The organism is Amycolatopsis sp. MJM2582 (genome assembly GCF_000754115.1).
GTDB lineage: Bacteria > Actinomycetota > Actinomycetes > Mycobacteriales > Pseudonocardiaceae > Amycolatopsis > Amycolatopsis japonica.
Genome location: NZ_JPLW01000002.1, coordinates 1,445,051 through 1,467,485, shown reverse-complemented (window position 1 = coordinate 1,467,485; position 22,435 = coordinate 1,445,051). Strand labels below are relative to the sequence as shown.

Genomic DNA, 22,435 nt, shown 5'->3' with positions numbered 1-22,435 from the left:
CCGCCGTACCGGCGAGCGCGCTCGTAGTGCGTGGGAACAAGGGAAAATACCTCCGTGATCGGGTGTCAGGTGATCTGGACGATGGTGCCGAGCGGCAGTTCGACGAGGCGGTTCAACGCCTCGCGGGTGACGCGGATGCAGCCGTCGCTGGTGGCTTTGCCGACGAAGCTGTTGTCCGGCCAGGTGTGCAGGCCGACGGTGCCGGGACCGCCGCCGAAGGTTTCGTGTGAAGCGGAATGGCTGCTCAGCGGCAGCACGATCGGGCTGTAGGTGTTCACGCTTTCCTGGATCGACGCGAGAATGAACGCGCGGCCGGTCGGCGTGGGGTGTTCCGGCTTTCCGGTGCCGATGGTCCACGAGCCGGCCGGCTTGCCCGCTTCGTGGATTTCCAGCCGAAAACCCGCGAGATCCACGGTGACGCGGAAATCGTTCTGTGCCGATTCCACGGCATCCGGGGTGGCGTGCAGCCAGCCGGTCGCTCCGTTGGGCCTCGTGGGCAATAGGACCTGTGCCCAGTCGCCCTGCCGGGCGATCACCGGAACCCAGGTCGGCGATCCGATCTGGGTTCGGGGGAGGCGGGCGATCGGCTCACCACCGGGGGTACGGAAGACGACCGCGTCCTCTTTGGGATGCAGTACTTCGCCGCCGGTCGGGGCGGTGGGGGACGGGTCCGCGGGCGCGGAGGCCAGTTCGCCGAAGGTGTTCGCCTCCGGGAGTGCGTCGGCGGCCGCGGGCTCCACCGCCGGCGTGGTCATGGAACCGTCGGTGGCACCGTTGCCGCCTTTCGTTCCGCAGCCGGTCAGCAACGCGACCACTGTCAAGGGGAGGAGAAGGAAAACCATACGAGGGCGCGCACGACCGCTGAAGGTCTGCAGGTTGGTCATCGAGTGCCTTGTCCTTGGGCAGAGTGTTCCACAACGGAATTCGCTTCCGTGGGGAACATTCCTAACATCGGCGCGATGTGTTAATCAATGATCACCATGCGCGCACGGGAGGATCTGCCTGCGGCTTTGCCGTGTTCTCCCAGGTCGCAGATGTTCGGTGAATTCACACGATCGGGGAAAACGGAGGAAAACCGGTAACGACGGGGCGAGCCCACTCAGAGTATGTGCTCGGAATCGTTTCCCGGAGTAGAGGTGATGAATCGCCGCGCGTTGATCACCCGCCGTGGTCACCACCAGACCCGGTCGGCCGACGGAGTGCGATCGGCCTTCCCGTGGAACGGGATCGGTCAGCCGTTCGTCGTCCGGTGACCGAGATATTCGATGCTGCATCCGTCCAGTCGCCGCGCGGCGTCCGATGCGTGGGCGGAGCAGAGCGAGCCGGTCACACCGTCGCGATCGGTGGCGATCGCCGCGGCCGGTTCCGTGCAGGGGGTGTGCAGCCGGTCGTAATCCCAGGAGTTGTCACAGCCCGTCGCGGTGCACCAGGCCCGGTCGCCGAGCGAGTGCAAGGTGACGCCGTGGACAGGGCAGACGCCCCAGGGCACGTCGCACAGATGGGGATCGCGGGACACCCGGACACGGGCCAGGGACTCGGCGGTCCTGGCGATCTCGCCGGTGTAGCCGGCCAGATCGTCGGTGGCTTTGTTCATCGGCTGCGCGAGCCGTTGCAGGTGCCCGTCGTCCGTGGCCGCCAGCCGAGCGGCCATTTCCGCGGTCCGCTCGGCGAGGGCGTCGGCCTCGGCGGCCAGTGCCCGTAATTCGGCCGGGAGGGGTTCCGGCGTGGTCGGCTCAGGCATCGTGGTCCTCGCAGGTGCGGTGGAGAAGAAGTGTCGAGGGAAGAACGTGGCCCCGGTCCGGGTGAAACGTGGACCGGGGCCGTCGGTTCGAACGAGTGGCTCAGAACCAGTGGGCGCGGCCGCCCACCTTGCGTCCCGTGCTGCCGAGGATCGCGAGAACCACGCCCACGACGGCGACGACGGCGCCGATGGTGGTCAACACGGGAATGTCGACGATCAGGCCGATCACGAGAATGATGACTCCGAGCACGATCATGGTGACTCACTTTCCTGGAGCGGCCGAAACGAACCGCCGCCACGATGGGGACTGGCTGGTGGTGCCCGCATCGGCGTCTCGTCAAACACCGTCCGGCCAGGGTTTCTTTCACAGAATTCCCTGGTTTGAATCCGCGGATCGTGGGTAAACGCCTTGAGTCGTCGTGAAGTGCCGCCGGAGGAAAACGCAGTGTTGTTTCGCAGGAAAGCGATCGTGCCCGTTGGAGATGTCGAGCGGGCGGAGGCCATTCTGGTCGCTCGAGGCGTCAGCCGTGAACGGGCTGGTGGCGAACTGAGGGAGATGGCGCGCCGTCGCCACATCTCGTTGTCGCGGTGCGCGGCTTTGGTGGCGTCGACCGGCCGGGCGCGGCGGTCGGCGTGAGTTCGCCCCAGGACGAGATGCCCGCCGACCTCACGCCGGAACAGCGCAAGGTTTGGCTCGGTGAAGCTTTGCTTCCTCGCGTGCAGAGGTATCAGCCCGTTCTGGCGGCGCAGGTCAGCGGAATGCTGCTGAAGCTGAGCGCTGACGAGATTCTCGCCTTGCTCGCCGACGAGCCGAGTTTGGAACGGAAGATCGCCGAAGCGACGGCGGAACTGGCGCGGAAGCATCACCACGACTGAACTCCCGCGTGGCCCGAACGCGCGGTCGGGTGCAGTAGCTCCGCCCACCACGCCATCACCGACAGCATCGCCGAAGTCCTTGCGCAGCAACCTGAACACGAGCGGCCCGCAGCCGCTGGGCTAGAAGTCCGTGCTGCGTGAAAGCTTCTCGTTGGCGCGTAGCTCCACGAGGGCGTCCTCGTGCATCGCGGTGACGACGTCGTAGCCGGAGTTGCCGAGCACGATCCGGCGCGGCGGAACGGGTGCGCTCATCGCGCTGAGCACGGCCCGCACTCCTCGAACGGGATCGCCTTCTTGCTTGCCGTTGTGGTCCACGAACGCCGCCTTGACGCTCTCGACCATCGGTACGTAAGCGTCGACGACCTCGTTGACGGGTTGGTCCTGGAAGCCGGCGAAGGCCTTGGTGCGGGTTGCGCCCGGCTCCACGACGAGCACCCGCACACCGAACGGCTCGACCTCGAGCCGCAGCGTCTCCGACAGTCCTTCGACCGCGAACTTCGCCGCCGAGTAATAGCCGAACCCCTGTGCGGTGACGAGGCCCGCCACCGACGACATGTTCACGATCCAACCGCCGCCGCGTGCCCGCATACCCGGCAGGACCGCACGCACCACGTCGACCACGGCGAACAGGTTGAGGTCGAACGTGCGGCGGATCGTCTCGTCAGGGGCCCCTTCGATCGAGCCGAACCAGCCGCGGCCCGCGTTGTTGACGAGCACGTCGATTCCGCCGAACCGCTCCTCCGCCGCCTTGACCGCCGCACGCACTTGCTGGGCATCGGTGACGTCGAGCTCGAGAACCAGCACGCGGTCGCCGTAAGGTTCAGCCCATTCCCGCAGCTCGGCAGGCCGACGCACGGTCACCGCGACTCGATCGCCCTGCTCCAGTGCGGCCTCGGCGTAGACCAGACCGAACCCTCCGGGCGTCCCGCCGGTGATGAACCAAGTCTTCATGATTTTTTCTCCATTCAGGATCGACGTGCGCGGGTTCGGTCGGGCCGCGTGGTTGGCGATGACGATTTCGGCGATGCGGTCGTCCCGGAGCGTGAACCGGTAGTCGAGCTCGGCGATGCCGCCGGGGAAGTTGCCTTCGAGCCGCACGGTCACGACCCAGTGGTTGTCGTCGGCGCGGTGGGCGCCGATCTGTTCGGTCGTGTACTCGAACTCGGTCCCGGCGTCCCGCAGGAACGCGTGGGTCTTCTCTCGGCCGTGGAAGGTCTCGTCCTGGTCGATGATCACCGCGTCCTCGGTGAGGAACGACGAGGCGGTATCGGCGTCGTGGACGACGTGGGCGGCGAAGAACTCGCGGACGGTGGCCGGGAGCAGATCGGACGGGAGGTCGGTGTGCGGTGTCATGAGCCGATCGTGTGGCCTCGCGGCGTGGGAGGGTCAAGCCGTGGACTCTCTCCCAGGGGGAGGGTCCAGGATGAGGGGATGCTGAGCATCGGGGAGTTTTCGCGGCTGACCCACCTGAGCGTGCGGACACTGCGCCGGTATCACGAGGCGGCCCTGCTGGAGCCCGCCGTGGTGGACGAAACCACCGGTTACCGCTACTACGGTGTCGACCAGATCCCGACCGCGCAGGTCATCCACCGGCTCCGCGAACTCGACGTCCCCTTGAACGATGTGCAGCGCATCCTGCGGACCCCCGATCCCGGTGTCCGGGCGGCTCTGGTCACGGATCACCTGCAACGCCTCGAGGACGTGCTCGACCGCACCCGGGCCGCGGTCGTGTCGTTGCGGCGCTTGCTCCGGCCCGACCCCGCGCCGATCGACGTCGAGCTGCGCGCGGAGCCCGCCCGGAACGACGAGGCGGTATCGGCGTCGTGGACGACGTGGGCGGCGAAGAACTCGCGGACGGTGGCCGGGAGCAGATCGGACGGGAGGTCGGTGTGCGGTGTCATGAGCCGATCGTGTGGCCTCGCGGCGTGGGAGGGTCAAGCCGTGGACTCTCTCCCAGGGGGAGGGTCCAGGATGAGGGGATGCTGAGCATCGGGGAGTTTTCGCGGCTGACCCACCTGAGCGTGCGGACACTGCGCCGGTATCACGAGGCGGCCCTGCTGGAGCCCGCCGTGGTGGACGAAACCACCGGTTACCGCTACTACGGTGTCGACCAGATCCCGACCGCGCAGGTCATCCACCGGCTCCGCGAACTCGACGTCCCCTTGAACGATGTGCAGCGCATCCTGCGGACCCCCGATCCCGGTGTCCGGGCGGCTCTGGTCACGGATCACCTGCAACGCCTCGAGGACGTGCTCGACCGCACCCGGGCCGCGGTCGTGTCGTTGCGGCGCTTGCTCCGGCCCGACCCCGCGCCGATCGACGTCGAGCTGCGCGCGGAGCCCGCCCGGACGGTCGCGGCGGTGGAGGCCGTGATCGGGCATCGCGATGTCGAGGCCTGGTTCGCGGGCGCGGTGGCCGAGCTGGAGGCGGCCGTCGGCGCCGCCGCGTCCGGCCCCCTGGGTGGCAACTACGACAACGCCCTGTTCGAACAGGAGCGCGGTCACGCGCTCCTCTACCTGCCGACCGCCGCGCCACCTCACACCGGACGCGTGCACCCCGTGACTCTTCCGGCCGCGGAACTGGCCGTCACCACCCACGTCGGTGAGCACGACGGCATCGAGGTCACTTACGGCGAGCTCGGGACCTGGGTGGTGGAGAACGCGATGTCGGTGGCCGGGCCGGTGCGGGAGGTCTACCTCGTCGGCCCGCGTGCCACGGGCGATCCCGCTGCGTGGCGCACCGAGATCGGCTGGCCGGTCTTTCGCGTCACCTGAAGCGGTCGGCGCGAAGCCGGGCCTGGGAACAAGACAGGGTTGCCGACAGCCACGGCGTCACCGCAAGGAGCTTTGCGCAACCTCGGCATGCCCCTCCTGCCCCTACTGTCCCCGTCCGGTCTGGTTCTGGAGGCGGTCGATCAGCTCCGACGCCTCCGCCTTGGTCAAGCCCTCCGGAACCGTCTCGCCCGCCTCCTGGGCGAGGGTGCCGAGGTAGGAGCGCTGGGGCCCGGTCATCGGCTCGTCGCCGGTCGCCCAGTCTTCGCGGGGTTTCTCCGGGCTCGGAGTGTCGCTCGGCTGCGTGTTGTCGCTCATCTGACGTCCTTCGGCTGGGCACATGATCAGGCGGCGAATACCCCGCCAGGCGGGAAGCCACACCTTCCCGCATCGGGGCGAACCGGTCCCGAGTTCGTGCTCGCGGAGGAAATTCTCGCCGGGATTCATCGCGCGGGACGAACGGGCCGCCCGCGGCTCGACCTAGTGTCGTCGCCAACGAGGCTAGGAGGGCAGGTATGCGCACGCTCTTGCGCGGCGGTCGCGTCGTCGATCCGGCCACCGGGTTCGACGGCACCGCCGACGTGCTGGTCGATCACGGCACGGTGGTCGCCGTCGGGCCGGGTCTGCCGGAGACCGACGACCAGATCGCCATCGACGTCGCCGGATACCTCGTGGGGCCGGGTTTCGTCGATCTCCACAGCCACGTGCATTCGATCGCGGGCCACCGGTTGCAGGCGATGGACGGGGTCACCACGGCGCTCGATCTGGAGGCCGGGATGATGCCGGTCGGCCGGGCGTACGCGGAGGCGGCCTCGGCGGGGCGGCCGCTGCACTACGGTTTCTCCGCTTCCTGGGGTTCCGCCCGGGCGAAGGTGCTGGCCGGGGTCGAGCCGGACGCGAACTTCGCCACCGCGCTTTCGGTGCTGGGCGATCCGGCCTGGCAGCGGTCTTCGTCGAAACCCGAACTGGCTTCCTGGCTGTCCCTGCTGGAAGACGAGCTGGCGGCGGGTGCGCTCGGCGTCGGCGTGCTTCTCGGGTACGCGCCCGCCAGCGACCCGGCCGAGTTCCTGGCCCTGGCGAGGCTTGCCAAGCGGGCCGGAGCGCCTACGTACACGCACGTCCGCGAGCTGGTCGAGGTCGACCCGGACACGCCGGTCGACGGTTCGGAGGAGATCGCGATCGCCGCGGCCGAGACCGGGGCGGCGATGCACCATTGCCACGTCAACAGCACGTCGGGGTACCACATCGACCGGGTGCTCGCCGCGCTGGAGGCCGCCCGCTCCGCCGGGTCGCGGGTGACGGTGGAGGCCTATCCCTACGGGGCGGGCTGCACCGCGGTCGGTGCGTTCTTCCTCGCCCCGGAGCGGCTGCGGATGAACGGTCTCGATCCGACACGGGTGGTCCTGCTGGAGACCGGTGAGCGGATCGCCGACGAGGCGCGGTTGCGGCAGGTCCGGCGCGAGACGCCGGGAGCGCCGTGCCTTCTCGAGTCGCTCGACGAGCAGGATCCGGGAGAACGGGCTCTGCTGCACAGGTCGCTCGCTTTCCCCGACTCGATCGTCGCGAGCGACGCGATGCCGGTGTACTGGCCCGACGGCACCGGCGACAGCACCCGATGGCCGCTTCCCCCGGGCGGGGTGACACACCCGCGCACGGCGGGGACGTTCTCGAAAGCGCTTCGTCTGATGGTGCGCGAAACCGGCACCTGGACCTGGCTGGAGGCGTTCCGCCGCTGTTCCTATCTGCCCGCGCGGGTGCTGGACGAGGTCTCGCCGGCCGCGCGGGCGAAGGGCAGGCTGGACATCGGCGCGGACGCCGACATCGTCGTCCTCGACCCGGCCACCATCACCGACACCGCCTCGTACTTCGACCCGACCCGGCCTTCGCTCGGCGTCCGGCACCTCTTCGTCTCGGGCACTCCGGTGGTCCGCGACGGGCGACTGCTCACCGACGCGTTCCCCGGCAGACCGCTGCGCGGTGAACCGCGGTGAACGCGAAACCGCATACGAGTCTGAACCGCGTCATCGAAGCACTCGGGGACGTGCTCCTCGAGCCGATCGCGGTCGGCCGGGACACCCGGCGTCCCCTCGGCGGCGTGGTGATCCACGACCCGTACGACGACGCCGAGTTCCCCGACCGGGCCGTGGTGCTCGGGGTCGGGGTGCGCGAATCCGGTGACATCGTGAGGCTCCTGCACGAACTCGGCGAACGCGGCGCGTCCGCGCTGGTCGTGCGCTCGCCGGTCTCCGCCCCGGCCGAGCTGGCGCGAGCGGCCGCGGCCTCCGGGGTGGCGTTGGTCGGACTGGCGAGCAGGGCGTCGTGGACGCAGCTGGCCGCGATGCTCCGTACGTTGCTGGCCGAGGGCGACGTCGGCGACGTCTCTCCGCAGGCACTCGGCGGGATCCCGACCGGTGACCTGTTCGCGCTCGCCAACGCGATCGCCGCGTTGCTCGACGCGCCGATCACCATCGAGGACCGTGACTCGCGGGTGCTCGCCTTCTCCGGCCGCCAGGACGAAACCGATCCGCCGCGGGTCGAAACGATCCTCGGCCGCCAGGTGCCGGAGCGGTACACCCGGGGCTTGGCCGAGAGTGGCTTCTTCGACCGCCTCTATCACGAGCCGGGACCGGTCTATTTCCATCCGGACGACGATGGCGAGAACCGTCCCAGGGCGGTGGCCGCCGTCCGGGCCGGCGATGAGGTGCTCGGCTCGATCTGGGCCGTGGTCGATCACGCGCTGAGCGACGAACGTGAGGCGGCGCTGGTGGACGCCACGAAAATCGTGGCGTTGCATCTTCTCCGGGTGCGCGCCGGAGAAGATGTCGAACGCCGGCTGCGAGCCGATCTGGTGAGTACCGCCCTCGAAGGCGGGCGCGGGGCCCCGGAAGCCGTCGCGCGCCTCGGCCTGCTCGGCCGGCCCGCCGTCGTGCTCGCGATGGGTCTGCTCGACTCGGCTGACGACGACCCCCGGCTCGCCACCGAACGCCATCGCGTCGCCGACGCGCTCGCCCTTCATCTGAGCGCGGTCCAGCCGCGATCGGCGGTCGCGCTCATCGGCGAGGTCGTGTACGGGATCGTGCCGGGGAACCACGGTGATCAGCAGGAACGCTCGGTGCGTGTCGCGGCCGCGTTCCTGGAACGAATCGGGCACCGGGTCTCCGCGACGATCGGCGTCGGACCGACGGCGCTCGACAGTTCGGGCCTGTACGACTCTCGCGTCGGGGCGGACCGGGCGTTGCGGGTGCTGCTCGACAACGGCGGCGCCAAGCGGGTGCTCACGGCGGAGGACGCGCACATCGACGCGCTGATGCTCGAACTGGCGGACCTTTCCGCGGCCCGCGGCGACGTCGCGAGCGGGCCGATCGCGAGGTTGCTGGCCTACGACCGGGAACACCAGTCCCAGTTCGTGCACACGCTGCGGTGCTGGCTCGATTCGTTCGGGGACACCAACGCCGCGTCGGCGGCGGCCTATGTGCATCCGAGCACCTTCCGCTACCGGTTGCGACGGCTGGCCGAGATAGGCGGCATCGACCTCGACGACCCCAGGGACCGGTTCGCGGCGATGGTGCAACTGCATCTGCTGCTCCACGGCACGCGGCCCGAAACGGCCTGAGGCACTCCCGATCCCGGGGTTCCTCCGCGCGGACGAACTTCCCCCTCGGCTCTCCTCGATCCGGACGAACAACCGGCGCCTCCGCCGGACCTAGCATTCCCGCAACGCCGGACCATCCACACCGGACAAGAGGTGCACATGTCGAAGATTTCCGAAATCGATACCTGGCTCCGGGAGAATTTCGCCGTCCTGCTGGACCGGCACCGGGTTCCCGGTGCCGCGATCGCGGTGCTCGCCGACGGCGAGATCGTCGAGCACGCGGCGGGTGTCCTGAACACGAGCACCGGGGTGGAGTCCACAAAGGACTCGGTATTCCAGGTCGGGTCGATCACCAAGGTCTGGACGATCACGCTGATCATGCAGCTGGTCGACGAGGGCCTGGTCGACCTCGACCGTCCCGTGCGCGACTACCTGCCGGAGTTCCGGCTCGCCGACGAGCAGGCCGCCGCCACGATCACCGTCCGGCAGCTGGCATGCCACACCGGTGGATTCGAAGGTGACGTCTTCGCCGACACCGGAACCGGTGAGGACGCGGTGGCGAAGCTCATCCCGTTGCTGGCGGACGTGCCGCAGCTGTTCCCGCCGGGCGAGCGGTTCTCCTACAGCAACGCCGGCTACTGCGTGCTCGGCCGCATCGTCGAGGTGCTGCGAGGCGAGTACTGGGACGACTGCGTGCGCGAGCGGCTGATCGGCCCGCTCGGCCTGACCCACGCCGGCTGCGGCGCCGAGGACGCCGTCCGCCATCGCGCCGCGGTCGGTCACGACCTGCCGGAAACGGGTGGCGGGCCGGTACCCACGAAGGTCTGGTCGCTCGCCCGCTCCAACGCCCCCGCCGGGGCGACGCTGGTCATGTGCCCGCGCGATCTGCTGACCTTCGCCCGCATGCACTTGAACGAAGGCAAGGCCGACAACGGTGCCCAGGTGCTGTCGCCGGAGTCGGTGCGCGCCATGCGCGAGCGGCAGATCGCCGTGCCGGATCTCGGCGTCATGGGCGCGTACTGGGGCCTCGGCTGGGCGGACTTCGGCTGGCAGGGCGGCACGGTGATCGGCCACGACGGCGGCACGATCGGCCAGTCCGCCTTCCTGCGCGTAGCGCCGGAGCGCGACGTCGCGTTCGCGTTGCTGACCAACGGAGGGGCCGCGCTGCGGGCTTACCACGAGGTCGCCACCAAGCTGATGCACGAACTCGCCGGTATCACGGTTCCGCCGCTGCCCGAGCCGGATCCCGCGGCGGCGCCGGCCGATCTTTCCCGGTACGTGGGCGAATACTCGTCGAGGGTCGTCTCCACCGTCGTCACCGAGGAGGGCGGCAGGCTCTGGCTTCGGCGCACCCCGAAGGGGGAGTTCGCCGAACTCGACGAGCCCTCGGGCACGGTCGAACTGCTGCCGTGGCACGGCGAAACCTTCGTCGCCGTCGTCCCGGAACTCCCGGGCGCCTACATGCCCCACCAGTTCGTCGGCGACGACGGCGCCGGCCGGGCCCGGTTCCTCCACACCGGACGCGCGGACCGGCGGGTGACCCGGTGAACGACATCCGCGAACGGATCGAAGCCGTGTTCGCCGCCGCGGGCGCCGAAGGTTCGCTGCACGCCAGGGAAATCGGCGTGCCGGACGGTGCCGAGGTGTCGGTCGGCGCCGATGATCAAGTGGTCCTCGCCTCGGTCTTCAAGATTCCGATCGCGCTCGCCTACGCCCGGGAAGTGGTGGCCGGACGGCTCGACGAGACCGAGTACACGAAGGTGACCGCGCGGTACCGGATCGGCGGCATCGGCACCGCGGGCTGCGCCGACGACGTCGAGATGACCTGGCGCGACCTCGCCTGGTTCATGCTCACGATGAGCGACAACGCGGCGACCGACCTGATCTGGAACCGGATCGGCCAGGAGACGATCTGCCGGGTGGTCGCCGGCCTCGGGCTGACCCGTACCCGCCTGATCGGCTCCTGCGAGGACTCGTTCCGCATCGGGCTCGCCGAACTCGGCGGGACCGACCTCGCCGAAATCGACGCGCTGCTGGCCGAAGCCACCGACGAACAGCTACGGAACCTGTCGATGTGCGACCCGGAAAGGGAAACCTCGTCGACACCGCGCGAGACGACCGAACTGCTGGACGCGATCTGGACCGACCGGGCGGGCGAACCCGAGGCCTGCCAACGCGTTCGGGCGATCATGGCCCGGCAGATCTGGCCGCACCGGCTGTCCGCCGGATTCCCCTCCGATGTGCGGATAGCCGCGAAAACCGGGACGCTGCCGGGCATCCGCAACGAAGCGGGAGTGGTGACCCTGCCCGAGGGCCGCCGTTTCGCGGTCGCGGTGTTCACCCGCGCCCATTCCTTCGAGGACCGCCTTCCCGAGGTCGACGCGTCCATCGGCGCCGTCGCCCGGCTGGCGCTCGACCACCTCGCCGCCGAGAACGTGACACCGTAGGAGAACTCCCATGAAAACTGCCCGGCACACCGTCGTGACGGCGGTCGTGGTCGCGTTGACCGTGAGCGCGTGCTCCGCACCGGCGCCCTCCGGCACGGACCCGGACGCGAACCGGCCACTGGCCGACGGCAAGACTTTCACCTATGCCGTCGGCTCGGATCCGGGGACGCTCGACCCGGCGCTCACCGTGCTCTCGATCGCCGGCGAGATCGGCCGCTACCTCTATGACGGGTTGCTCGGCGTGGACGGCAAGGGACAACCCGAGGCCGGCCTCGCGGCGCGGTGGGAGGCCACCACGACCACGGCGTCCTTCACCCTGCGCGAAGGCATCACCTGTCCCGACGGGAGCCCGCTCACCGCGAAGGACGTCGCGGCGAACATCGACTTCATCGGCGACCCGGCGAACAAGTCGCCGATCGCGGGCAACACGGTGAAGGTGGGCACGAAAGCGGTCGCCGACGATTCCGCGGGCACGGTGAAGGTCACCAGCGGGGCACCGGACGCGTTCCTGCTGCGCAACATCGGCAACATCCCGATCGTCTGCGCGAAGGGCCTCGCCGACCGCGCGACGCTGGCCAGGGGCGAGAACGGCACCGGTATGTTCACCGTGTCCGAGATCGTCCCGAACGACCACTACACGCTGACCCGGCGCAAGGACTACCACTGGGGCCCCGGCGCCTTCGATCCGCGGCAGAAGGGCTTGCCGGACAAGGTGATCATCCGGGTCATCCCCAACATGACCACCGTCACGAACCTGCTGCTGTCCGGCGAGCTCAACGCCGCCCAGGTGGTCGGGCCGGACCAGCAGCGGCTGCGGGCACGCGGGCTGTTCCACGCCGACACGACCGTGGCACTCGGCGAGTTGTGGTTCAACCAGGCACCCGGCCGGTTCGGCGCGGACCAGACGATGCGCCGCGCACTGGTGCAGGCACTCGATCTCGCCCAGGTCGCCAAGGTGCTGACCAGGGACGCCGGCGCGCCGGTCCGGAGTCTGATCACCATGGAACCCGCGGCGTGCACCGGCGACTCCGCCACCGGGCACATCCCCGGCTTCGATCTCGCCGCGGCCAAGGCCGCGCTCGAGGCGGCGGGCTGGAAGCCGGGACCGGACGGCATCCGGACGAAGGACGGCAAACGTCTCGCGCTGACCGCCATCTACGGCACGCAGATCGGAGCGACCATGACACCGGCCGCCGAGCTGATGCAGCGGGGTTGGAAGGAGGCGGGCGTCGACGTGACACTCAAGGGCCTGGACAGCCCGGCGACCAGCCAGACGCTGTTCGCCTCCGGCGACTGGGACCTCTCGCTGGCGCCGGTCAGCCTGAACCTGCCGAGCCAGCTGACCCCGTTCGTCTCCGGCAGCCGCCCGCCCGAGGGCACGAACTTCGCGCATATCGACAACCCGCGGTACGACGCGCTGGTCGCGAAGGCGGCCACCCAGGTCGGGACCGCGGGCTGCCCGGACTGGCTGGCCGCGGAGACGGCGCTGTTCGAAGACCAGGACGTCGCACAGTTCGCGAACTCGGTACTCCCGACCTTCGGGAACAAGGCGCGGTTCGAGATCTCGAACACCTTCCTCCAGCCGTCGTCGATCCGGATGTATGCCTGATGAAGTTCTTCGGATGCACACCGGTCGCGCCGGTCGGCTCGGAAATCGAGAAGCCGAGGTCTAGCGAAGCGAGATCGGGGTACCTGGCTTTGAGTGGAGAGCAGTGCCGATCGTGGGCTGAGGTGCAGCGCAGTGGAGCGACGACGAGTGCGGCAGGGTGGCGTCACCGGGAATCGGACGGGGGAGGACGAGCCCGAGGGCCCGACGGATCTGTCGAAGCGTTCGTGGTGGCAGGTGTTGAAACGGACGGTCAAGCAGTTCCAGCGGGACAACTTGACCGACTGGGCTGCCACGTTGACCTACTTCAGCGTGTTGTCGATCTTCCCGGCGATCGTGGTGCTCACCGCGATGCTGGGTTTGCTGGGCCCGGCGGCGACGCAGACGCTGATCGACAACATCGACACGCTGGTTCCCGGACAGGGCCGGGAGATCTTGGTCAACGCGATCCGTGAGGTGGGCCGGTCTCAAGGGCTGGCGGGACCGGTCGCCATCGTGGGTGTCGCGGGGGCGCTGTGGACGGCGTCCGGGTATGTGGGTGCGTTCATGCGAGCCTCGAACGCGATCTACGAGATGCCGGAAGGGCGGCCGATATGGAAAACGGTGCCGCTGCGCCTGGTTTTGACCCTGGCGGTGGTGGTGCTGCTGGCGGTGTGCGCGGTGGGTGTGGTGGCGACCGGTGGGGTGGCCGAGCGAGTCGGGCGACTGCTGGGCGTCGGGTCGGCCGGGGTGCTGGTGTGGGACATCGCGAAATGGCCGGTGATCGCGCTCTTGGTGAGTTTGGCGTTCGCCTTGTTGTACTGGGCCGCACCCAACGTGAAACACCCGGGATTCCGGTGGCTGAGCCCCGGCGGTGTGCTGGCGGTGGTGGTATGGGTGCCGGCCTCGGCCGGATTCGCTTTCTACGTGGGGAATTTCGGCTCCTACAACAAGACCTACGGCACGCTGGCCGGGGTGATCGTGTTCCTGGTGTGGCTGTGGATCTCCAATATCGCCGTGCTGCTGGGGGCGGAGTTCGACGCCGAACTCGCCCGGGGGCAGCGCATCGAGACCGGGCAACCCTCCGAGCGGGAGCCTTTCCTGCCACCGCGGGATACCAGCGCATTCGATGACGACGACACCGCGCAGGTGACATCGGAGCCTCCCGGGACCGTCGCGGAGGGCCGCGGCACTACCGGCTGACCCGGCCGGTCGCTACAGCTCGAACTCGCCCGGCGCGAGGCTGCGCGCGAGGCAGAACTCGTTGCCCTCCGGGTCTGCCAGTACGACCCACGAGCGGTTCTCGCCCTGGCCGAGGTCCACGGTCGACGCACCGAGCGCGAGCAGCCGGTCCAGCTCGGAGCGCTGGTCGACGTCGATCGGGGTGATCTCGAAGTGCACCCGGTTCTTGCCGCTCTTGCCGTCGGGCACTCGGACGAACGACATGCTCGGTACGGCCGGCCCGCGGCGCAGATCGGCGAGCCGCTCCGCGTCCGGGACCTCGGGGTCGGGCCCGATCTCGACGACCTCACCCCTGTCCTCGTAGACGACGTACCCGAGGACACCGCACCAGAACTCGGCCAGCCGCCGCGGATCCACGCTGTCGATCGTCGTCCATTCCAGCCTGCTCGTCATATACCAACGCCCTTGTTCTTCGGAACCCCTTGAAGTTCGGACACCTTCTCACAGGCCTCACGCTGGTTTCAGGTGAATTGTTGGTCCATTCGAGTGGGTAGGCGGTCGGTTTGTGATGCCGCACGTTCGTATTCCGATGGAATGTCAGTGAAAAGACGACAGGGTTTGCCGGTCGGCCTCGGCCTGCTTGCCGTGGCGCTGGTGTGGTGGGTTGTCCAGGTCGCCGTACTGCCCTCGGATGCCCGGAGTGCCGCTGCCACCTACGGGCAGTTCGTCCTCGCCGCGGTGGGCCTGGTCGTCAGTGTCGTCGCGTTGTGGAGGACGGCTCTCCCACCGCCTTCGGTGGGACTCGACGAGTTGTCGGATCGGTTCGCCGTGGCGATGCGCACCCAAGGCATGGCGGCGGCGTTGGAGCGTGGCCTGATGCAGCCGTCTCCGTTGCCGATCCGGTGGACGGGTGTGTCGAAGGGAATCGCCGGGAGCGTCGCGTCCGCGACGGCACCTCGCGGCGCGGGAGCGTGGTTCCCGCCCTTGCCGGGCCTTGACACCATCACTTCGGCGGACCTGCGGTCGGGCAACCGCGAGAAGCTGCACAGGATCTATGGTGCTCTTCCGTCAGGACGCTTGATCCTCGTCGGTCCACCGGGGGCGGGTAAGAGCTCGGCCGCTGTGCTGCTGCAGCTCGACGCCTTGCAGTATCGCGAATCCACGTCCGATGCCGAGGCCCGGCGGCGAATTCCGGTGCCGGTGATCCTCACTCTGCACGGCTGGGATCCGGAGACCACTCCGGTCGTGGACTGGCTGGTGAGCAGGCTGACGCTGGTCCCACTGCTCCGCGGCAGAGCGGGCGCGCGTCATGCGCGGGCTTTGCTGGAGCGGCACGTCACCGTCATCCTCGACGGGCTCGACGAGATCCCCGAGAACTTGCGGCCGATCGCGCTGCGAGCGCTCAGCGAGCAGGCGACGTGCCGCGTGATACTGCTCAGCCGCACGGAGGAGATGGCCGACGCCGCGCGGCAGCACCTGTTCGTCGGCGCGGTGGCGGTACGGCTGAAACCGTTGACGCCCGCTGCAACGGTCCGTTATCTACTCGGCCCACTGCCCTCGCCGGCTCCCTCCGCGTGGAGATCGATCGCCGAAACAGTCAAGGACAACCGTTCCGGCGCCCTGGCGTCGGTGTTGAGCAGCCCGTTGTGGGTGAGTCTTCTGCACGACATCTACCCACCGCTGGGAAATCTGGACGCCACCGTCGACGAATTGCTCGGCGACCGGTTCACCGACCCCCGTGCCATCACACAGCACCTCCTCGAGAAAGCGGTCGCGGCCGCCTACACGACGCGCCCCGGGCAGAAGCCGTCTCGATACAGCCCCGCCACGGTCCGGCGCACCCTCGGTGTCATCGCCGGCGGACTTCATCGAGACCGCACCCGCGACTTCACCTGGTGGGGGATGACCGCGTGGTCGCCGTGGTCCGGCCGCCTCGCCTCCGCCATACCGCTGGCGCTGCTCACGATTCCCGCCGCGCTGACCGCGGCGGCACTGATCACCGCCCTGGCAGGCGACTTGTTCTGGGTCACCCTCGGTTCCGCCGCCGGCATCGGCATCGCCATCAAGTTCCTGGCGCCCGCCGCCAGGTACCCGCTCACACTCGGTGGCTCGTTCCGGTCAAGGAACCTCAGGCGCGGTGTCCTGCTGGGACTTTCCCTCGGACTCGGCTTCGGAGTCGTGGCGGGTTCTCAAGGAGGATTCGCCGGCGGTTTCGCCACTGGATACGCGGGAGGCCTCGCGGTATGCCTGCCCGTCGGCCTCGTCGGCGGCCTGACGGTCGGTCTTCTCGATCACCTCGCCCAGCAAGGGCGAAACGACGTCAACCCGCCCACCCCGGTGAACCTCTGGCGCGCCGAACTGGCGACCGTGCCCCTGCTTCTCGTGACCTTCACGTTGGCGGGCGCGCTTGTCTTCGGGTTGATCGGCGGGGTGATCGGCGGCATCGGAAGCGGGCTGGAAGAAGCCGTCATGGGCGCGTTGATCGGGGCCGCGATCGCGGTCGCGGTGTGGACCGCGCTGTCGAAGACGATACGAGCGGCCTGCGGTCAGCTCTACCTCACCGTCCGGTACCGGACACCGTTCCGGCTCCTGCGGTTCCTCGAGGACGCACGTCAAAGGCACATCCTCAGGACGGTCGGCCCCGTCTACCAATTCCGTCACGCCACACTGCAAGACCACCTCGCGGCGCCGTCGTCACGGCGCGGGGCTGAGGGCGGTTATGCCCTCCCCGTCCGCACGCGCTGTCCCTAGGCTGCGGCGATGCTGGTGATCCGGCTCTTCGCAACACTGCTGTGGTTCGGTGTGTCGGCCGGCCTGCTCACCTACGCCGTCCACGACCTGAACGTGCGGGACGCGCCGACCTCCAGTATCGAGGGCACGGTCATCGCGCACCGGCAAGAGTCCCACATGTCGTCACAGGACCCTGAGCCGCACTTCACCTATTTCATCACCGTCCGCGGCGCGGCCGGGGACTTCGAGTTCGGCAACGGCCAACAGGCGATCGATACCGAGCCGGGTACTCCGGTGGTGGTGCAGGTTTCGACGGTGACCGGCGAGATCGTGTTCCTGCGCAAGGGCACCACGGTCGTGGATCTGCGCACTACCGTGACCACGGACGTGGTCCTCATCGTGTTCGGCGCGGTCGGCCTGCTCATCGCCTTGGTGCGAGAACTCGTCATCGACGACTACACCTGCCCGAGGTGGCTGGGATTCGTCGTCGGCGCGCTCGCCGCGGCCTGCGGGGGATGGCTTGCCCTGATGCTGCCGTAGAAGTGTGCCGCTGCGGCGGTGGCGGTCCTGTGATGCTTCCCGAAGCAGTCGGTCGCGCACCTCTTTGACATGCTGCCGGTATGGCGACGACGGAATCCGAGCCCGTCCAGACGTCCGCGGGCAAGGGCGGAGGGCTGGTCCTGGTGTGCCTGGCCGGCATGCTCTGGGGAACGATCGGTCCGGCCATCCCCGTGGTCCACGACGCTTCAGGTCTCTCCCCGCTCACCATCGGCGGCTACCGCGCGTTCTTCGCCGTCGTCGTCCTGGTGATCGCGGCCGCCGCGATGCGGCGGTTGCGCGCCTGCGCGCGGCTCGGCAGGCGGCATTGGCGGCGGGTGACCGTGGTCGGGGTCGCGACGGCGACCTTCCAGTTGTTCTTCTTCGTGGCGGTCCTGTGGACCGGGGTGAGCATCACCACCGTGGTGTGCCTCGGGTTCGCGCCGGTGTTGTTGCTGATCACCGGCAGCGTCCGGCGTCGCCGCCCGCCTTCCGCCGGCCAGTTCCTCACCGTCGCGGTCGCGGTGTCAGGGCTTCTGCTGGTCAGTGTGTTCGGCAGCCCGGTAGGCGAAGCGCAGTACCCGGTCTTGGGTGTGTTCGCCGCACTCGTGTCAGGAGCCGCTTACGCCCTCTCCGCCGAGGCGGCCGCGCCGCTGTCCCTGCGGCTCGACACACTGACCATGACCACGACGACCACCTGCGTCGCCGCGATGGTCCTCGTTCCCGCCGGACTGGTCATACCGTTGTCGAGCGGCGACGGGATCTGGACGACCGACATCGGGTCGTGGGCCGTGATCGGCTACCTGGGGGCCGTGACGATGGCGCTCGCCTACGCGCTGCTGTTCACCGGTCTGAGGACCACCCCCAGCGGTGCCGCTGTGGTGGCGACGCTGCTCGAGCCGGTGACGGCCGTCCTCATCGCCATGGTCTTCCTGCGGGAGAGGCTGACGGTGGCCGGTGTCGTGGGTGTCGTGCTGATCATGGCCGCGATCGGCAGCCTGGGACGTCACTCGAAGGAACCGGCGCCACAGTGATCTGGCAGAGCCGGCGAGATGACCGGATCGAGTGATCATCGAAGTGCGCGGTACCCGGGGCCTGTCTTACGTTGAGTGCCCGACGTGAGGGAAGCTCGATGACCACGACCGCCGAGGTCGGCGGGCCGGACGCCGCCCCGCCGGTCTTGAGCCGCAAACGCAGGAACGCGGTGTTCGCGGCGGTCATGCTCGGGATGTTGCTCGCGGCGCTCGATCAGACGATCGTGGGGACCGCGTTGCCGACGATCGTCGGGGATCTCGGCGGGGCAGGGCATCTGTCGTGGGTGATCACCTCCTATCTGCTCGCCGAGACGATCATGACCGTCGTCGTCGGAAAGCTCGGCGATCTGTTCGGCCGCAAGCTGATGTTCCAGCTGTCGGTGATCGTGTTCACGGTGGGTTCGTTCTTCTGCGGGTTCGCCGGCGACATGATCTGGCTCATCGTGGCCCGCGCGGTGCAGGGCCTGGGCGCGGGCGGCCTGATGGTCACGGCGACCGCGCTCGTGGCCGACGTCGTGCCGCTGCGCGAGCGGGGCAAGTACCAGGGCGTCCTGGGTTCGGTCTTCGGTGTGGTCACGGTGCTCGGCCCGATGCTGGGCGGGCTCTTCGTGGACCACCTTTCGTGGCGATGGGCCTTCTACGTCAACGTCCCGATCGCGGTCCTGGTACTGATCGTGGCGGCGAGCGCGATGCCGAGCGTCAAGGCCGCGGCGAGGCCGGTGATCGACTATCTCGGTATCCTGCTGATCGGACTGGCCGCGACCGGCCTGACACTGGTCACCAGCTGGGGCGGTACCCAGTACGCGTGGGACTCGCCGACGATCATCGGGATGTCGATCGGCTCGGTGATCTTGCTGGTGCTGTTCGTCTTCGCGGAAAAGCGCGCGAAGGAACCGACCTTGCCGATGCGGCTGTTCCGGAATCCCGTGTTCACCGTTTCGGCGATCCTGAGCTTCGTCGTGGGTTTCGCGATGCTCGGTGCGCTGTCGTACTTGCCGACCTATCTGCAGTACGTCCACGGCATCTCGGCGACCAGTTCGGGCGTGCGGATGCTGCCGATGGTGATCGCGCTGCTGGTGGCCGGCGTGTTCGCGGGCAATGTGGTCGGCCGGACGGGGCGGTACAAGATCTTCCCGATCGCCGGCGGGATCGGGCTGACGCTCGGCCTGTACCTGCTTTCGCGGCTGACCCCGACGAGCGGTTTCTGGGAGATGTCCCTCTACTTCGCCGTGCTGGGTCTGGGAATCGGCCTGAGCATGCAGGTGCTGGTCATCGTCGTGCAGAACACCGCGGACTACCGCGATCTGGGCGTCGCGACATCCGGGGTGACCTTCCTCCGGTCCTTGGGTTCTTCGTTCGGTGCGGCCGTCTTCGGCACGATCTACGCCAACCAGTTGGCGCCGAACATGGCCGCGGCGGGTGCGGAACATCCGCTGCCGCCCGGGATCGACCCCAAGGCCGTCCAGGTCCCGAGCGCTCTCCACGCCTTGCCGGATTCGGTTTCGGCGCCCTACATCCAGGCGTACGGCGATTCCCTGCACACGGTTTTCCTTTATGCCGCACCGGTCGGGCTCGTCGCGCTGGTTTTGGCGTTCTTCCTCAAGGAGGTTCCGCTGCGGGACACCTCGCGGGCGGCCGCGCCGGACCTCGGCGACGGTTTCGCGATGCCGGAGCCGGGCAACGGGGATCAGGATCTCGAGCGTGCCGTCGGCCGCCTGCTGGCGCGCGACGGGAAGGCGGCCTCGGCGGGTGTCATCATGAAGTCCGGCTGCGAACTCGACGCCGGCGGATTGTGGTGCCTTGGGCAGGTTCGCCTGCGGGAACGCCGGAACAAGCCGACGTCGCTGTCCGCGATCGGCGATCGTTACGGCGTTCCGCCAGAGGTCTTCGAAGCCGCCTTCGCGCGCCTCGAATTCACAGGCCACCTGACCTTCAAATCCGGGGGATGGGCCACCACGGAAGCAGGACGCGCCGAACTCGAAAAGCTCATCCGGGCTTGGAAAGCCTGGCTGGCCGAACGGCTGCGGGACTGGGGTCTGGAAGGACAAGACGAACTGGACGCGGCGCTCGGCCGGGTCGCGAACCGTATCCTGGACCAGGCCGCCGAAGACCAGCCCAGCGGGAAACACGCCGCGTCGCGATAGGGTGGGCGCGGTTGAGGGCGCCGGAGCCCTTCCAGACATGACGTGAAGGGGACTTTCGCCGCATGCGATGCGACGAAAGTCCCCTTCACCCCACGGACAAGACACCTTTGCGACGGGCGAGATTGACCCGCGGCGGGGGTTACCGGGCCGCCTGCGGGGCCAGCAGATCGTTCAGCCAGGGCAGGACCGCGGACCGTGGATCGACCGGCCGGGGCAGGAGTCCGTTGGCCGCCAGTAGTTCCGCGGCGTGGTGCTGTTCGGTGAGGAATTCGTCGGTCACCGGGTTGAGCCCGAACGGGCGGCCGCGCAAGGCGTGTTCCCAGCGGTCCAGGTCGGCTGTGGAGGTCGTCCCGGCGTCTTCGGCGAAATAGCGGGCGGCTTCCCTGGGATTGGCCGCGATCCACGCGTCCGACTCCTGCAGCGATCGGACGATTTCGGTGAGTTCGTCGCGGTGGTTCTCGGCGAAATCGCGGCGGGTGAACCACAACGAGGGATGGCTGAAAAGACCTTCGGTGTCGATCAGTGTCCGGACAGGACTCTCCTGCTCGACCGCGGCCAACGCCGGGTACGCCCCGACCCAGGCGTCCAGGTCGCCGGACCGGAACGCGGACGGCCCGTCGTGCACCGAGGTGTCCACCGGTTCGATATCGGACCAGGTCAGCCCGGCCCGTTCGAGCGCGAACAGCACGAGCGTGGTCTGCCAGGACCCGTGCGCGATGCCGACCCGGCGCCCGCGGAGGTCGGCGACGGACCGGATGGGCGACTCCGGCTTCACCACCAGCCTGCCGTTTTCCACCCGTGGCCCGGAAATGCCGACGTAGACGAGGTCACGCCCGTGGGCGAGCCCGGTCACCGGCGGGGTGAACCCGGTGCCGATGAAGTCGTAACCGCCCGGTTCGAACAGCCAATCCGAGTGCAGGGTCGGCAGTGCGGTCTTCGGGTCGACGGGCGGTTTCGCGGGGAGCGTGCGCAGATCGACCCACTCGACGCCGGGCAGCCGCCGTTCCAGGATGCCGCGGTGACGAAGGACGAACAGTGAATTGTTGTGGGGGAAGAACCCGACTCGAACGGTCATGGTGTGTGCTCCTCAGTGTTCGGGGACCAGGCCGAGGCGGCGTGCCTCGTCGACGAGTCCGCTGCGGCTCCACTGCGCGACCAGGTTGGTCGGGTCGAACTCGACCGATCCGCCCAGCCCTTCGGCGATCGCCTGGAACTGCGCGCCTTCTTCGAGCAGGACGATGAACTTCGCGGTTTCCAGCAGGCCGTCGCGGCCGAGCACGTTGACGCCGCCGTTGGCCTCGAAGATCGCGACCAGATGCGGGTCCTCCCGCAGCCGGTCCAAAATGAACTCGCTCGCGGGACGGCTGCGGTCGATATGCGGCGGGATCTCCCTCGACAGCGTGAGCCGCTGGGACGCGGCGTAGCGGATGGGCAGGGTGCGGTGGGTCTGGGCCCATCCGCCGAGCCATGGCGTGTGGACGTGCACCACCGTCGTGATCTCCGGGTGCTCGCGGAAGACCTTGCTGTAGCCGCCGATGAAGCCCGCGCGGCCGCTTCCGGACAGCACGGTGCCGTCGAACGTGGCGACCACGGGTTCCACCGCGCGGTCGTCGGCCCAGGGGCCGGGTTCGTTGAGGGCCACGGCGATCTCTTCGCCGGGCACCCGCTCCACGAAGTTCACGGTGCCGTTCGCCGAGGTGGTGCCGGTCTCCCGGAAGACCCGGAACGCCTTCTCTGCGTCCTTGCGGGCTTTCTCCACGAACTCGGAGACGGTCGAATCGAGTGTGCTGGTCATC

The 22,435-nt window shown here is 68.7% G+C and carries 21 protein-coding genes; 13 read left to right on the top strand and 8 right to left on the bottom strand.

Translation table 11 applies throughout. The features are described from left to right. Positions 1-65: 65 nt before the first annotated feature. The 3 genes from ED92_RS17025 to ED92_RS43010 all read right to left on the bottom strand — a co-directional run bounded on the left by ED92_RS17025 (position 66) and on the right by ED92_RS43010 (position 1,997). The gene (locus ED92_RS17025; RefSeq protein WP_037340195.1) at positions 66-842 is read right to left on the bottom strand and encodes a L,D-transpeptidase family protein; all 777 of its coding nucleotides are present in this window, start codon (positions 840-842) and stop codon (positions 66-68) included. 389 nt (positions 843-1,231) lie between these two features. Then, positions 1,232-1,741 (bottom strand): hypothetical protein, encoded by a 510-nt coding sequence (locus tag ED92_RS17020; protein ID WP_037339079.1) that lies wholly within the window; start codon positions 1,739-1,741, stop codon positions 1,232-1,234. A gap of 100 nt (positions 1,742-1,841) precedes the next feature. Beyond that, on the bottom strand, positions 1,842-1,997 hold the full coding sequence (locus ED92_RS43010; RefSeq protein WP_162836892.1) for a hypothetical protein: 156 nt from the start codon (positions 1,995-1,997) through the stop codon (positions 1,842-1,844). A gap of 332 nt (positions 1,998-2,329) precedes the next feature. Here ED92_RS43010 and ED92_RS17015 point away from each other — a divergent pair, with 332 nt between their 5' ends. Beyond that, positions 2,330-2,617 carry a hypothetical protein gene (locus ED92_RS17015; protein WP_037339078.1) on the top strand — a complete coding sequence of 96 codons (288 nt, stop codon included), beginning with the start codon at positions 2,330-2,332 and terminating at the stop codon, positions 2,615-2,617. A gap of 120 nt (positions 2,618-2,737) precedes the next feature. Here the strand turns inward: ED92_RS17015 and ED92_RS17010 are convergent, their stop codons facing one another. After that, positions 2,738-3,970: an SDR family NAD(P)-dependent oxidoreductase gene (locus ED92_RS17010; protein ID WP_235213298.1), complete on the bottom strand. Its 1,233-nt coding sequence runs from the start codon at positions 3,968-3,970 to the stop codon at positions 2,738-2,740. 78 nt (positions 3,971-4,048) lie between these two features. Between ED92_RS17010 and ED92_RS17005 the strand changes: the two genes are divergently transcribed. Then, complete coding sequence (locus tag ED92_RS17005) at positions 4,049-4,603, top strand: helix-turn-helix domain-containing protein (protein WP_235213297.1); 555 nt, start codon at positions 4,049-4,051, stop codon at positions 4,601-4,603. Then, positions 4,597-5,391 (top strand): MerR family transcriptional regulator, encoded by a 795-nt coding sequence (locus ED92_RS17000; protein ID WP_037339076.1) that lies wholly within the window; start codon positions 4,597-4,599, stop codon positions 5,389-5,391. Before ED92_RS17005 ends, ED92_RS17000 begins: the two co-directional genes overlap by 7 nt. Before the next feature lie 102 nt (positions 5,392-5,493). Here the strand turns inward: ED92_RS17000 and ED92_RS16995 are convergent, their stop codons facing one another. Beyond that, positions 5,494-5,706 (bottom strand): DUF3072 domain-containing protein, encoded by a 213-nt coding sequence (locus tag ED92_RS16995; RefSeq protein WP_037339074.1) that lies wholly within the window; start codon positions 5,704-5,706, stop codon positions 5,494-5,496. A 197-nt stretch (positions 5,707-5,903) separates the two neighbouring features. On the opposite strand from ED92_RS16995, the gene ED92_RS16990 reads away from it, so the two are divergent. The 6 genes from ED92_RS16990 (at position 5,904) to ED92_RS16965 (ending at position 14,215) form a co-directional block, all read left to right on the top strand. Next, on the top strand, positions 5,904-7,379 hold the full coding sequence (locus ED92_RS16990) for an amidohydrolase family protein (RefSeq protein WP_037339072.1): 1,476 nt from the start codon (positions 5,904-5,906) through the stop codon (positions 7,377-7,379). Then, positions 7,376-9,001 (top strand): CdaR family transcriptional regulator, encoded by a 1,626-nt coding sequence (locus ED92_RS16985; protein WP_037339069.1) that lies wholly within the window; start codon positions 7,376-7,378, stop codon positions 8,999-9,001. The genes ED92_RS16990 and ED92_RS16985 overlap by 4 nt, the downstream gene beginning before the upstream one ends. Positions 9,002-9,139: 138 nt before the next feature. Next, positions 9,140-10,528, top strand: coding sequence for a serine hydrolase (locus ED92_RS16980; RefSeq protein WP_037339067.1), 1,389 nt, complete (start codon positions 9,140-9,142; stop codon positions 10,526-10,528). Beyond that, positions 10,525-11,427, top strand: coding sequence for a serine hydrolase (locus ED92_RS16975; protein ID WP_037339064.1), 903 nt, complete (start codon positions 10,525-10,527; stop codon positions 11,425-11,427). The genes ED92_RS16980 and ED92_RS16975 overlap by 4 nt, the downstream gene beginning before the upstream one ends. Before the next feature lie 10 nt (positions 11,428-11,437). Beyond that, entirely contained in the window at positions 11,438-13,036 is a 1,599-nt protein-coding gene (locus ED92_RS16970) for an ABC transporter substrate-binding protein (protein ID WP_037339062.1), read from the top strand. A gap of 147 nt (positions 13,037-13,183) precedes the next feature. Continuing rightward, entirely contained in the window at positions 13,184-14,215 is a 1,032-nt protein-coding gene (locus ED92_RS16965) for a YihY/virulence factor BrkB family protein (RefSeq protein ID WP_037339060.1), read from the top strand. Positions 14,216-14,227: 12 nt separating this feature from the next. On the opposite strand, the gene ED92_RS16960 is transcribed toward ED92_RS16965, so the two are convergent. Continuing rightward, the gene (locus tag ED92_RS16960; RefSeq protein WP_037339058.1) at positions 14,228-14,647 is read right to left on the bottom strand and encodes a VOC family protein; all 420 of its coding nucleotides are present in this window, start codon (positions 14,645-14,647) and stop codon (positions 14,228-14,230) included. 147 nt (positions 14,648-14,794) lie between these two features. Between ED92_RS16960 and ED92_RS16955 the strand changes: the two genes are divergently transcribed. From ED92_RS16955 to ED92_RS16940, 4 genes are all read left to right on the top strand, one after another. Then, on the top strand, positions 14,795-16,945 hold the full coding sequence (locus tag ED92_RS16955; RefSeq protein ID WP_152610939.1) for a hypothetical protein: 2,151 nt from the start codon (positions 14,795-14,797) through the stop codon (positions 16,943-16,945). Between the two features lie 9 nt (positions 16,946-16,954). Beyond that, complete coding sequence (locus ED92_RS16950; protein WP_037339051.1) at positions 16,955-17,464, top strand: hypothetical protein; 510 nt, start codon at positions 16,955-16,957, stop codon at positions 17,462-17,464. Between the two features lie 80 nt (positions 17,465-17,544). After that, positions 17,545-18,495, top strand: a complete 951-nt coding sequence (locus tag ED92_RS16945) for a DMT family transporter (RefSeq protein ID WP_063777600.1) — start codon at positions 17,545-17,547, stop codon at positions 18,493-18,495. A gap of 98 nt (positions 18,496-18,593) precedes the next feature. Continuing rightward, positions 18,594-20,639 (top strand): MDR family MFS transporter, encoded by a 2,046-nt coding sequence (locus ED92_RS16940; protein WP_037339048.1) that lies wholly within the window; start codon positions 18,594-18,596, stop codon positions 20,637-20,639. Positions 20,640-20,778: 139 nt separating this feature from the next. Here the strand turns inward: ED92_RS16940 and ED92_RS16935 are convergent, their stop codons facing one another. Both ED92_RS16935 and ED92_RS16930 read right to left on the bottom strand, forming a co-directional pair. Next, positions 20,779-21,714 carry an ABC transporter substrate-binding protein gene (locus ED92_RS16935; RefSeq protein ID WP_037339045.1) on the bottom strand — a complete coding sequence of 312 codons (936 nt, stop codon included), beginning with the start codon at positions 21,712-21,714 and terminating at the stop codon, positions 20,779-20,781. 12 nt (positions 21,715-21,726) lie between these two features. Continuing rightward, positions 21,727-22,434 carry a class II aldolase/adducin family protein gene (locus ED92_RS16930; RefSeq protein WP_037340183.1) on the bottom strand — a complete coding sequence of 236 codons (708 nt, stop codon included), beginning with the start codon at positions 22,432-22,434 and terminating at the stop codon, positions 21,727-21,729. Between the last annotated feature and the right edge of the window lies 1 nt (position 22,435).